Origin of the sequence: Streptomyces sp. NBC_00885 (assembly GCF_045207475.1) — a bacterium.
In the GTDB taxonomy this organism is placed as follows: domain Bacteria; phylum Actinomycetota; class Actinomycetes; order Streptomycetales; family Streptomycetaceae; genus Streptomyces.
The window spans coordinates 4886185-4898296 of the sequence record NZ_CP108796.1 but is presented as its reverse complement, the minus strand read 5'-3'; the positions used below and the strand labels follow the sequence as shown (position 1 = coordinate 4898296).

Here is a 12112-nt window from a genome sequence, read left to right as displayed (position 1 = left end):
CAGTTGCGAAGGGGTTCCGCCCGGTGGAAGGAACGGGTGATGCTGTCAGCGGCTCACGTCGTCGCCCTCTGCGAGAGCGAGCTCGTCGCGGCGGGGCAGGCCCTCCCAGTCGCCGTGCACGGAGACGGCGAACGCCCCGCAGGTCGCACCGAGTCGCAGCCTGTCCCGGACCGGGGCGCCGTCGAGGAAGCCGGTGAGATAGCCGGCGACGAAGGCGTCACCGGCCCCGATGGGTCCCACGCACGTGAGCGGAACGATGTTCTGTACGAAAACGTCGTCGGCGACGGCGGCGAGGGCGCCGCGAGAGCCGAGCTTCAGCACTGCCTCGCGGGGGCCGCCATCCAGGAGAGCCCGTGCCATGTCGGCCGGTTCCCCGTCCGCCACGACGAGCGCCGCCTCCTCCGGGCCGGCGAAGACGATGTCGGCCCGGGTAAGAAGGTCGGCGAGTTCGGCGGCGGCCTCCTCCCGCGACCAGAGCAGCGCCCGGTGGTTGAAGTCCAGGGACACGGTGACGCCCGCGGCTCGCGCGATCTCCACGGCGTGGTGAACCGCAGCCCGTGCGGAAGCGCCGAGGGCGGGCGTGATACCGGTGATGTGCAGCACCCGTGCCGCTGCGACGAGGGCTTCGTCGACGTCCTGGGGTGCGAGCCGTGATCCTGCGAGTCCCGCGCGGTAGTAGGTCACGCGGGTGTGGTCGGTGGTGCGGCGTTCCCGCAGCATGAGGCCGGTGTGGGCGGTCTCGTCCACGCGGGCGCGCGAGACGTCGACACCCTCGGCACGCAGGCCGGCGAGGATCATCGTGCCAGGCGCGTCGGCCCCCACGCGTCCCGTCCAGGAGGAGCTGTGTCCGAGGCGGCGGACTCCGATGGCGACGGTGGCCTCCGCGCCGGCGAAGGCGAGCCGCATCGGGATGCCGGAGGCGAGCGGGCCGGCTTCGGTCGCCGCCACCACTGCCATGGCCTCGCCGAGGGTGACGAGCGCGGGAGAGCGCGGATCGGGGCCGGCGGCGGGTATGGATACCCGTCCGGTGACGTTCAGGGGGTCTCGTCGTGCGAGGGTCATGAGCCGCCGCCGTTCGTCCGAGGCGCGCGGATTCCTTCCAGCAGGTTGGTGACCCGCTCGTGCAGGGCGTCCAGGTCGCCGCCCTCACAGGCGTCCCCTACCAGGGGGCTGCCCATCCCCAGTGCGGCGGCGCCGGCCGCCAGATAGGCGGGGGCCTCGTCGAGGGCGATGCCGCCGGTCGGGACCAGTGGGACATGGGGCAGCGGCGCGCGCACGGCCGCCAGGTATGAGGGTCCTCCGGCTGACGCGGGAAAGAGCTTGACCATGGTGGCCCCAGCCCGCCAAGCCGTGAGGATCTCGCTCGGAGTGAGTGCGCCGGGAAGCACCGGGACGCCGAGTCGCTGCGCCTCGGCGAGGACGTCAAGGCAGACAGCCGGGGTGATGAGGTAGGTGGCGCCGGCCTCCACCGCGCGCTGCGCGTCGGCGGGGGTGGTGACGGTACCCGCACCCAGCGCGAGACCTGCGGGCTTCGTTCCGGCGTACTCGCGCAGCGCGGTCAGTACGCCGGGAGTGGTGAGGGTGAATTCCACGGCCCTGACACCAGATCGGTGGAGGGTGTCGGCTACGGCAGCGAAACGTCCGGCGGAGCCGGACCGCAGAATCGCGATCACGGGTGCATCGGCGAGGGCTTGGGGCAGCTCTGTCATGGCAGGGGTCCTATTGGTCGGGCAGGGCGGCGAAAGGAGAGGACGGGGAGCCGTCTGGGCTGCTGGTGAGGGGTATGTCCGCGAACTGTCCGACGGACAGGCCGGTGGCGCCCGGGCGGCAGGCAAAGAGACGCCCGGCGTCCGGCTCGGCCCGCAGCTGCTCCGACGTCAGACCCTCGCGCGCAGTGGTAATGATCAGCACGTCCAGATCGGGACCGGCGAAGGCGCAGCTGGAGACGTGCGAGGCGGCGACCTCCACGACGGCGTGCGGTGATCCGTCAGCCTCGAACGCGCGCACCTGTCCGGCGCCCCACACCGCCACCCACACCCGGCCCGCAGTGTCTACAGCCAGACCGTCCGGCTCGCCTTCGTCGAACGTGACGAAGGGGCGACGGTTCGCGATCGTGCCACTGTCGAGGTCGTAGTCGAAGACGTCGACGCGACGCGTCCGGCTGTCCGCGTAGTAGAGAAGACACCCGTCCGGGCTCCAACCCAGTCCGTTGGAGATGGTGACCGAATCGAGCAGGGTGCTTACCCGCCCGTCCGGATCCAGGCGGTAGAGCGAGCCGGCACCCGGAGTCGCGTCGACGGCCATGGTGCCGGCCAGCAGCCGCCCACGGGGGTCGCACTTCGCATCGTTCATACGGCGGCGCACCCCGTCGTCCGGCAGGGCGGGCCTGGCGAACTCGCCAGGTGCCCCTGTGTCAACGACCTGCAGGAATGCCGTACCCGCTGCTGCGAGCAGTGTGCCTGAGCGGCACGATGCCACCGCGCCGACCGGGTGGCCGAGTGCGAGCAGGACCCGCGGCAGCACGTCCGGGAGGCCACTGCCATCGTCGCGTGCCACGAGGGTTCCCCGGTGGATCAGGCCCGCAGTGATGTCGACCCACAGCAGCTCTTCGCTGTGGGGGTCCCAGACGGGTCCCTCGGAGAGTCGGCCCGGTACTGGTGCGCACGGGACGGCGGTCAATCGCATGTGTCGCTCGCTTGCATGTATCACTCCTGTGTCCATCCCGACGGGCAGAACTCTAGGACTTCTTCTAACCCATGTAAATAGCTTTCTCCAGGGGCCTGAATAAGATGGCCGCACCCGGCCCCGATCCAGCCTGGAACCGGGCTGCAGCGAGAGGACTGACCGATGGTCAAACGCACCGCGCGGGACATCCGCCGACGCAACCGGTTCGACGCGCTGCGCTGCGTATACGCCGCGCAGGCCGCCGTGACGCGCCAGGACATCGCGGAAGCAACCGGACTCTCCTTCGCGACCGTCGCCAATCTCGTCGCGGAGCTGCTGGAGGCCGAGGTCCTTGTGGAGGCCGGTCACGAGGAGTCCGGAGGAGGCCGCCCCCGGGCCAGACTCGCCGTCAACGCGGAGCGTGGGGCGCTGATCGGCATCGACGTCGCCGAGACGTCCATCCGCCTCGACCTCTTCGACCTGGCGCTGAGGACCCTGCAGAGCGTGGACGTGCCACTGCCGACACGGGATGAGCGAGCGGCCGATGGCCCGCGAAGCGAGGCACCGCCGGCCGACATCCGGCCCTCCGATGTCGTCGACGGCATCGTCGCGGGTGCTGAGGAGCTGCTAGCCGCGGCGGACACAGCGCCGCAGCAGGTGCTCGGGACCGGTGTCAGCGTGCCCGGCCTCGTCGAACGTGAGGGCGGCGTGTCCGTGTACTCGCCGTACTGGGCCTGGCGGGACGTGCCGCTGCGCGCCCTGCTGGCCGAACGGCTCGACATGCCCCTCTATCTCGACAACCCCCTCAAGGCGAGTACGGTCGGCGAGATGTGGTTCGGCGCGGGGCGGGAGGTCGAAGATCTGGTAGTGGTCACCCTCCGCGCAGGCGTCGGCGTCGGCATGGCCGTGGGTGGTGCGCTCTACCGGGGCACCACCAACAGCGCCGGCGAGTGGGGCCACACCTGCCTGATCCCTGACGGCCGGGAATGCCGCTGTGGGAACCGAGGCTGCGTCGAGGCGTACATCAGCACGGCGGGCATCGCGCAAACCGCGCGCGAACGAGCCACCCCCGGCAGTCGCTTGCTGGAGGCTCCCGACGAAGAGACGGTCGTACGCAATCTGGGCCGGGCCGCGGCCGAAGGCGATCCCTTCGCCACCGAGGTGATCGCCGCTACCGCCGGCCACTTGGGTGTGGCCGTGGCCAATCTGGTCAATCTCTTCAACCCCGAGGTTCTCGTACTCGGCGGCTCGACCGTCGACGCGCTGGGAGAGCCACTGCTGAAGCAGACTCGTGACGTCATCGAGCGCCATACCCTGCCCCAGACGCTGCGCGCAGTGAGGCTGAGCCTGAGCACGATCACCGTCAATCCGGTCAGCCTCGGCGCAGCTACCTTCGGCCTCGAGGGCTTCCTCAACGACCGTGAGACCTTCGGGCCGATGACGGCGAACAGGCGAAATGCCCGGCCCTCCCGCACCCCCGAGACCGGCCGTGCCCCCGGCTGAGCGCGGCCCGCACCACGCGGCGCACCCCTCAGCCGGCCCGATGCGGAGGGGTGCGTCGCCTCAGCATGGAAGAACGTCTGCGACGGAACCTCCGGTCGGGCCCCACACCGCAGGGACCAGCTCCGCCCGTTCGGCAACAGGCTCCCGCCTGCCATGGTTTACGCCCCCGCCCGTCCGGCGGATTCCAGGGATCGTCGCAACACGGAGTCTGTTGCGGCGATCTTGTGAGGCGCTGATGAGTGACTGGATGAGCTAGTCCATGGCTGATGCGCCGACGAGGCCGTCGGGTGTCGCGCAGACAGGGCAGGTTAGGCCGTAGGCCTGGGCTGCCGAAGGGAAACGGGTCGCCGCTTGTTGGTTCCCAGGAGCGGACCTTGCTGCCGACGCCAGATCGTGCCGTGCTGACCCCGCCCTGTGGCGCTGCCGGTCTGTCGCTGCGACCCGCTCTGCCCCCCGCACCGATGGAGATCGCCATGCGCGCCACCCCCGTCGACTCGACCAGCTCACCGGCATCTGGCAGATCCACCCCGCCCACTCCGGGGCCGATTCACCGTGCGCCATCTCATGGCTCGGGTGCGAGGTTGCTTCGCACGGCCGGTCTGGGACCCCCACAGCGAAGAGCTGCTGTGGGTCGACATCACTGCGGGCCTGATCCACCGGGGAACCCTCGTGGCACGCGACGATGGCAGTGGCCTCCCGGACGTGCTGCCGCGGGTCCTGCTCGCACTCGGCCACCCGGTCGGCGCGGTGGCACCCTGCCGTTCCGGCGCACTGCCCGCGCCGCCGGCACGGCGTGCACGTTGGCGAGTCGGGCGCGCGCGGCGAGAACACCGCACCACCATCCAGGACGACGGGGCGGCCGGGGGCGATGGCGTAGCCGGTGGTGATGGACCCCAGCTGCTGATCGAGGTGCTCGAGGATGCCCGGGCCGAGATAGGTGTGCCCGAAGTGGACGACAACCGGGCGAGGCGACCTGGCCAGATTCGCGCCCGAGCACGCGAAGCTCAGTGGTAGGGGTGTGCAGGGGGCAGTAGCCCTAACGACTACGTCCACGAGCCGCCAAGGCGGCCCGGGGGCTCGCTCCGTCGTCCGCGACGAGTGGACGGGCTGACCGCAGGGTGCGCGGCGGGCTGACACAGTGCCCCGCCTTGCCCGGCTGCCACCTTCACCCGCCGTAGCTGATGACAGCCGCGACGACCGCGGCCCGAAAGAGCTGATCAATACCATGCAGAGAGGCTTGTGCCGGCCACCGAATAGACATACTCAATGGCTGCTTGACCGGCGCCGGGTCTCCTCCAGCCCGCCGCAGCCGGGATTAGTGATCGAAGTTCATGCGTGCACGCACGCACCAGCCATCGGCAGTGACGTTGATCTGAAGATCGTCGGCGAGGGATTGCACCATGATCAAGCCTCGACCGTGCTCGTCCGGGCACGGGGCGGGTTCGCTGTGGGGCGCGTCAGCATGCGCATGATGGTCGGTCACTTGAATGATCAAACCGTCGTGGTTCCGGACCAGGAAGATGCTCATGTCGCCTCGGCCGTGCAGCACTGCGTTGGCGGTCAGCTCTGCAACCACGATGAGGGCACTGTCTTGCTCATCGGAAGTGAGGTCCCACCTCGCAAACCAGGGAGCGGCAAATCGGCGTACGTGGCGGGCCATGGCCGCCCGCGCTGGAAGACAGAGACCCGCCGACGATGTCGGCCACCTTTCAGGCATCTCGGCTGTGCAGGCAAGCCCATAAGAATCCATAAGTGCGGAGTCGAGGAAGTCCATAATCATCGCCCCATGTGGAGATGAGACTCGGCAAGCCGACTGAAGCGGGTCGGATGCTGTATGCGCTCTGCCGCATTGATCTGCGGTGCAGCGGGTGATCAGCCAGCGTGGGCGGACCCTGATAAACATTGGTTACGTAAACATGTTTACGTAGCCACCACCATGCATTGCCCTCTGAGCCCTGTCAAGGGGGGCTTGGTCGGCGTTCAAGGGCATGTCGCACAGGGCGTGGCCGGATGTGTGGATGCCGGTTGAGTATGTGCGCCGTTGCCACCGTCGGGGCGGCATGCGCGCAAGCGTCACGTGGATTCGGCGCAACGGCTGGCCCGCCTCTACGCCGCTAGTGAGGCGGATGCGGAGGACATCGCGTCTGAGAGGTCGTTTCATCCTGCTGTTTCATCCCTGGGTGCCGCTTTGATGTGCTGATGTCTGGTCTCGCCAGGAGATGGTGTTCTCTCCGGTGAGACGGTGAGCCATCAGGTCGGTCATCGCAAGGTGGATCATGGCTTCGGAACGGTGTGGATGGGTTTCGTAGTCGCGGGCCAGGCGGCGGTGGAGCATCAGCCAGCCGTAGGTCCGCTCCACCGCCCACTGTTTCGGGATCGGGGTGAATCCCCTGCTCCCAGGGGTGCGTTGGACGATTTCGAGGTCGATGCCGAGGGTCGCGGCGTGCTCGACGAAGCGCTTGCGGTAGCCACCGTCGACCCAGACCTTGCGCAGGCCGGGGTGGTCGGCGGCAGCCTGTTCCAGGAGGGTGCGGCCGGCCGTGGAGTCCTGGACGCCGGCTGCGGTAACCAGGACTGCCAGCAGCAGGCCGAGGGTGTCGGTGATGATGCTGCACTTGCGGCCGACGATCTTCTTGCCCGCGTCGATGCCCTGACTCCTCGCGGGGACACTGGTCGAAGTCTTGACGCTCTGCGCGTCGATCACGCAGGCGGACGGGGGGCTTCGCGGCCTTCCTGCGGGTGATCTCGGCGAGGTCGAGGCCGCGCTCGGTGCCGCCCTCGGGTCGTTGTTTGTCGCTGGCGAAGGTGTCCAGCCGGTCGAGTTCGCTCTCGTTGATGTGGGCCTTCACATCGAGGATGCGCGAGCCCGTCCCGTGTTTGTCCAGGGGGCCGTCCCGCAGCGCGTTCAGCTGTACGCCGTGACCGCCGCCGTGCCGGAGTTACGGCACTTCGCGCGCTGTGCAGCGCAGCGGCGGGCCATCCGTGAGAAATCGAGCGACACGCTTTCACTCGTCGTCAGTGAACTGGCAGTGAACGCCGTGCTCCACAGCGGCAGCGCAGACGTCACAGCCTGAGCGCGCTTGAAGGACCCCTCAACGATCGCGACATCTTCGGACCTGTCAGCCGCGCGCGGCAGCCGCGGAAGACCGTCGGGTGACCTCCAGTAAGAAGTGCCCCGAGCTCAAGCCTCGGCCAGTAGTGCAACTGCAGTGCGTGGGGACGGCAGTTCCATAACCTGGCAACCGGCGTCTCGGATCTGCAGGGACACCAGGCGGGCTTCGCTGTCGTCGAGCGAGAACACGAACAGCCCGGGCACGAGCACCACGTCGTAGGCTCCACCGTCGACTTCATCGAGAAGGCGCTCCAGCTCAGGCAGCGGCCCAGTGAAGCGACGTCCGTTGTCCAGAAACACTGTCGGCGCGGACAGGCCCAACTCTCGGGCATATGTTGAACAGGCCAAGCCGATGACAGCTCATCTGCCCCTTGTCGTACGGGTAGCAGCGGAATACACCAGCTCCATCAGATCTGGCCGGAGACGGAGTTCGGTGACATCACGATCACCGCGCCCGATGTGACGTACAGCGAGCGGCTGACGCTGTGGGCGGGCGGGACGGAAGTACGGCTGATCCATCCGGGGGTGGCGCACACCGTCGGCGACACGATCGTTCACCTGCCCGAGCACGGGATCGTCTTCACCGGCGATCTGATCTTCCAGGGCGGTACGCCGTTCATCGCCATGGGTTCGCTCAGCGGGTCGCTGCGGGCGCTCGATCTGCTGCGGTCGCTCGATCTGCTGCGGTCGCTCGATGCCGGGACCGTCGTGCCGGGCCATGGCCAGGTCACCGACCCTTCGGCGTACGACGCGGCCGAGCGCTACCTGCGATACGAGGCCGAGCTCGCCAAGGCGGGGCGTGCGCGGGGGCTCACGCCGCTGGAGGCGGCGGAGAAGGGGGCAGGCCTAGGGGAGTTCGCGGAGCTGCCGGAGAGCGAGCGGCTGGTGGCGAATCTGCACCGTGCGTACGCGGAGCTGGCGGGTGAGCCGGCAGGGTCGCCGCTCGACCCGGTCGTTGTGTTCGGTGACATGACGGCGATGAACGGGGGCGTACCGGTGGCCTGTTACGCGTGACGCTCCCCACCCACTCCCCGCCCGGGCCTCGCCCCACGCACGGGGAACAGAGAGCACGGCGGCCGTACACCGGTATGTTCGTCGGCTGCCCGGTGATTTCGGCCGCGCTGCTCCCGTGGTAGCCGCGTCCAGCGGATCGCCGAGGCGCAGCCAGGCGATCGGCGCGGAGCATGTGGCCGGGCAACGAACCGGTCCCACGCATCCTGCTCGGCGCCAAGGGCCTCGCACCACCGACGGATGGCTCAAAGGCGGCCGCGACGGGGATTGATGGGCCCTGGTGTGCTCCCGAGTGCCACCGCAACTGCCGGCAGCACCGGACGGGCGGCGCCCGGCGCTCTTTGTCGACGGCTGCTCTATTGCTCGAGTTGGCGGATGAACTGGTCGAACTCGGGGCTGGTTCCCACGATGTCGAGGAACTCTTCGATCTCGTACTCGAGTCCTTGTTCCAGCGGGAGTTCGAGTCCTCGGACGAAGACCCGTTTGGCGGCGAACAGCGCGGTCGACGACAGGTTGGCCATCTCCTGGCACCACGCGACGGCGGCGTCGACGAACCCGTCGACGGGCATGACGGCATTGAGCCAGCCGAGGCGAAGTGCTTCATCGGCGGTGAAGGTCCTGCCGCGCAGGATGGCTTCGGCTCCGGCACCCGGGCCGATCAGGCGTGGCAGCCGCTGTGAGCCGCCACCGCCCGGGATGATGCCGAGCGTGACCTCGGGCAGGCCGAGGCGCGCCCTCTCGGATCCGATCCGCAGCTGACAGGCCAGTGCGAGTTCGTTGCCCCCGCCGTGCGCCCGCCCGTCGATGGCGGCGACGGTCGGCTGCGGCATGTCACGCAGCAGGCGGGTCAGGCGCAGCCAGGAGGGGATGCCGCCGGGTGCTTCGCCTCGGCCTGCGCGTTGGAGGTCGGCGATGTCGCCGCCGCCTACGAAGTAGTCGTCAATGCCGCCGGTCAGCATGACGACCTTGACCTGGTCGGTCTGCTGGGCGAGTTGCTCGAGGAGGTCACCGAGGTCGGCCATGGAGGCGAAGTCGATGAAGTTGCGGGGCGGGCGGGTGAAGGTCAACTTGGCGACCCCGCCGTGGTGTTCTACGGACCAGTGGCTCATGCCTCGTACCCTACCTGAAAGATACATGAGATCAATATTTGACATCATGAAGTATCTTGAGGCATGTCTACTCAACCAGCTCAACCGTCTGTATGGAGGAGTGACTACACCTCGTCGCGATGTTCCCGCCCGCGACCGAGCTCACGATCGAGCGCGGCTATCAGGACTTCGCCGACCGCTGGAATCCCATCCTCGATGTCTTCGACGCCGAAGGCGTCCGCTTCGCCCACGAGGTGCACCCCAGCGAGATCGCCTACGACTACTGGACCCCCGACCGTGCGCTGCGCGCCGTCGACCACCGCCCAATCGACGGCCGCAGCGGACGCCTCGGCTCCCACCTGCCCTGGGGCGACCCCCGGCGTGGCTGGGACTTCGTCTCGGTGGGTCACGGTGACGTGCGCTGGGAGGACATCTTCCGCATGCTCCGTTTCATCGGCTACGAGGGCCCCGTCTCCGTCGAGTGGGAGGACGCCGGTATGGACCGCCTGCACGGTGCCCCTGAGGCGCTCGCCCGGCTGAAGGAGTACGACTTCAGCCGCCGTCCGCCTCATTCGACGCGGCCTTCGGAGGACCTCACTGACGTACGCGCCGGCCGATGCCGTCGCAGGGCGGGCTCCCGGGTGCCGGTCGTGTCTTCAAACATCACCCCAACCGAAACGGCGAGGTTAGGCGCGGCGGTCGAATACTTACCGATGCTCAAGGTGCCCGACTAGCTCTTGACCAAGTACGACTGCTTCTCGATCAGCTTTCCGTCCTTGAAGCAGAAGCGGAAGACGGGTTCCTTGTCCAGATCGTCCGCCGTCTCTGTCGACATCAGGGTGAGGCACGTGGCGTCCTTCGGCTTTGCGGGCCCCTTGTCGTCCAGGCCCTCGGTCAGGAACGACTTGCCTTCCGGCAGTTTGTCCCGCACGGCCGTCTCGGTGTCGCCGACCTTCACCGAGTTGTAGACCGACGGTTCGATCATGGCTTCGTCGGCCTCGCCCATCAGCATGTAGAACCCCACGGCAACCAGTGCCCCGAGTATCAACACTGCGAGGCCGCACCCGATCGCAATGCCCTTCGTCTTGCTTCCCATAGCGTTGTCGAACTCCCTCTGCCTCTGCGGCGGACCGGACCAGTCGATGACCGCTCCACCGTCGCCGGGCAGTGCCCCTCCGCTCTGCTCCCGAAAGTAGTTCCCCGCATCGACGAAGGTCTCCACGGTCCGCCCCGGGCCCGGCCGCCCCGTCCCGCCGCTGTCCGCCGGGTCCAGCCCCTGAGGCCCGTACGGCAGTACACCGGCGACCCGGAAACCGCCGCCGGCCGGCCCGGCGTGCACCATGCCACCGACCAGCCGGGCCCGTTCACCCAGCCCGGTCAGCCCCTGCCCGCCGCTCACCACGGGCCGCCGCCCGCCACCGGGCATCACCGGCACCGGACCATTGGCCACTTCGACCACCAGCGAGTCCGGCTCATACCGCAGCTCCATGGTGATCGAGGCGCCCGGCGCGTGCTTCAGTGCGTTGGTCAACGCCTCCTGGGCGATCCTGTACGCCGCGTGGTCCGCAGCGGGGGCAAGCGGCCGCACATCGCCCGAGCGCCGCAGCTCCACGTCGGTCCCCGCGCCCCGGGACGCCTCCACCAGAGCGTCGATCCCCGCCACACCGCGGGACGCGGGCTCCGCGTCGCTCTGGCGCTCCTGCGCCTGCGTACCGTCGCGCAGGATACCGACGGCCTCGCGCAGCTCGTGCATCGCGGCCACGGACGCCTCGCGCAGCACCCCGACCGCCTCCCGCTGCCCGTCCGTCAGCTCCCGGTCCACTTCCAGCGCGCCCGTGTGCACGGCGATCAGCGCCAGTTGGTGGCCGAGGCTGTCGTGCATGTCCTGGGCTATCCGCTGGCGCTCGCGCATGCGCGCGTGGGACGCGATCATCTCCCGCTCGCGCAGCAGCTGCGCGTTGTGCTCGTGCAGCGCGTACAGGAGCGTGCGGCGCTGGGCGCGGTAGCGACTGGCAAGGCCGGGCACAACCACCGTCGCCAGGAACGAGAACGTGGCGAACAGCAGCGCCGTCAGCGCCGGCCACCCGGGCATCTCCTGCTTCACGGACAGCCCCGCATAGAGGACGCACGAGGCCGTGAACGCCAACAGCGCCCGCCGCCGCGACTCGATCCTCGCGCCCGCCGACCAGCCCGCCACCGTCAGCAGGATCAAGAATTGGCCGAACAGAGCGGCGACAGCACCGGCGAGAACCAGCACGCTCGCAGGGAACACCCGCCGCAGCAGCGACAACACGGGGGCGGCACCGGCCACCGCCACGGCGGTCATCCGCTCCGCGCCGCCGTCCGACAGACTCACAGCAGCCGCCGCCAGCAGGGCCATCACGAGCGCCAGGACCACCTCGCCGACGATCCGCCGCCGAGACCACATGCCCGGCACGACCAGGCGTTTGAACACGGCGCGGGCCCTCGTCGTCACTTCCACAGGGCAACGGTAGGTGCCACCCCCCGCGTACACAGCATCCGTTCGTCGCACCCGCGTGCGACGAAAGTCGCACCGCGTCGCACCATCGCTCCGCATGCTCGAGACCGGTTCGGAGCCCGGGAGGGGCGAGTGGCCCAGGGTGACGGATCAGCGGAAACGGAAGATCGACGGGGGGCGTCCACCACGGTGGGCGCCCTCGCTTCGGCGGAGCTGTTGGTCGACGCCTTCTGAGTGTCAGGGCCATTCGTCTTT

General features: G+C 68.9%; 10 protein-coding genes and 3 pseudogenes. 5 read left to right on the top strand and 8 right to left on the bottom strand.

Annotated elements, in window-relative coordinates; all coding sequences use genetic code 11:
• Window positions 1-45: 45 nt before the first annotated feature.
• Genes OHA61_RS22325 through OHA61_RS22315 form a run of 3 tightly spaced genes read right to left on the bottom strand, consistent with a single transcriptional unit; the run spans window position 46 to window position 2685 of the window.
• Window positions 46-1062 (bottom strand): sugar kinase, encoded by a 1017-nt coding sequence (locus OHA61_RS22325; RefSeq protein WP_406304516.1) that lies wholly within the window; start codon window positions 1060-1062, stop codon window positions 46-48.
• A complete protein-coding gene (locus OHA61_RS22320; protein ID WP_406304515.1) occupies window positions 1059-1709 on the bottom strand; it encodes a bifunctional 4-hydroxy-2-oxoglutarate aldolase/2-dehydro-3-deoxy-phosphogluconate aldolase in 651 nt (216 codons plus the stop codon). Before OHA61_RS22320 ends, OHA61_RS22325 begins: the two co-directional genes overlap by 4 nt.
• Window positions 1710-1719: 10 nt before the next feature.
• Window positions 1720-2685 (bottom strand): SMP-30/gluconolactonase/LRE family protein, encoded by a 966-nt coding sequence (locus OHA61_RS22315; RefSeq protein ID WP_406304514.1) that lies wholly within the window; start codon window positions 2683-2685, stop codon window positions 1720-1722.
• 162 nt (window positions 2686-2847) lie between these two features.
• On the opposite strand from OHA61_RS22315, the gene OHA61_RS22310 reads away from it, so the two are divergent.
• The gene (locus OHA61_RS22310) at window positions 2848-4167 is read left to right on the top strand and encodes an ROK family protein (RefSeq protein ID WP_406304513.1); all 1320 of its coding nucleotides are present in this window, start codon (window positions 2848-2850) and stop codon (window positions 4165-4167) included.
• Window positions 4168-4731: 564 nt separating this feature from the next.
• The gene (locus OHA61_RS22305) at window positions 4732-5181 is read left to right on the top strand and encodes a hypothetical protein (RefSeq protein WP_406304512.1); all 450 of its coding nucleotides are present in this window, start codon (window positions 4732-4734) and stop codon (window positions 5179-5181) included.
• Window positions 5182-5482: 301 nt separating this feature from the next.
• Here OHA61_RS22305 and OHA61_RS22300 read toward each other — a convergent pair whose 3' ends face one another.
• Entirely contained in the window at window positions 5483-5941 is a 459-nt protein-coding gene (locus OHA61_RS22300; protein ID WP_406304511.1) for an ATP-binding protein, read from the bottom strand.
• A gap of 396 nt (window positions 5942-6337) precedes the next feature.
• Window positions 6338-6883, bottom strand: a pseudogene (locus tag OHA61_RS22295) (transposase); the annotation flags it as partial.
• On the opposite strand from OHA61_RS22295, the gene OHA61_RS22290 reads away from it, so the two are divergent.
• Window positions 6849-7241 (top strand): hypothetical protein, encoded by a 393-nt coding sequence (locus tag OHA61_RS22290; protein WP_406304509.1) that lies wholly within the window; start codon window positions 6849-6851, stop codon window positions 7239-7241. The pseudogene OHA61_RS22295 and the gene OHA61_RS22290 sit on opposite strands and share 35 nt — an antisense overlap.
• A gap of 107 nt (window positions 7242-7348) precedes the next feature.
• Here the strand turns inward: OHA61_RS22290 and OHA61_RS22285 are convergent, their stop codons facing one another.
• Window positions 7349-7600, bottom strand: coding sequence for a hypothetical protein (locus OHA61_RS22285; protein ID WP_406304508.1), 252 nt, complete (start codon window positions 7598-7600; stop codon window positions 7349-7351).
• A 75-nt stretch (window positions 7601-7675) separates the two neighbouring features.
• On the opposite strand from OHA61_RS22285, the pseudogene OHA61_RS22280 reads away from it, so the two are divergent.
• A pseudogene (locus OHA61_RS22280) lies at window positions 7676-8293 on the top strand (MBL fold metallo-hydrolase); the annotation flags it as partial.
• A gap of 353 nt (window positions 8294-8646) precedes the next feature.
• On the opposite strand, the gene OHA61_RS22275 reads toward OHA61_RS22280, so the two are convergent.
• Window positions 8647-9399: an enoyl-CoA hydratase/isomerase family protein gene (locus OHA61_RS22275; protein ID WP_406304507.1), complete on the bottom strand. Its 753-nt coding sequence runs from the start codon at window positions 9397-9399 to the stop codon at window positions 8647-8649.
• Window positions 9400-9506: 107 nt separating this feature from the next.
• On the opposite strand from OHA61_RS22275, the pseudogene OHA61_RS22270 reads away from it, so the two are divergent.
• A pseudogene (locus OHA61_RS22270) lies at window positions 9507-9979 on the top strand (sugar phosphate isomerase/epimerase family protein); the annotation flags it as partial.
• A gap of 129 nt (window positions 9980-10108) precedes the next feature.
• On the opposite strand, the gene OHA61_RS22265 reads toward OHA61_RS22270, so the two are convergent.
• Window positions 10109-11806: a sensor histidine kinase gene (locus tag OHA61_RS22265; protein ID WP_406307421.1), complete on the bottom strand. Its 1698-nt coding sequence runs from the start codon at window positions 11804-11806 to the stop codon at window positions 10109-10111.
• Window positions 11807-12112: the final 306 nt, after the last annotated feature.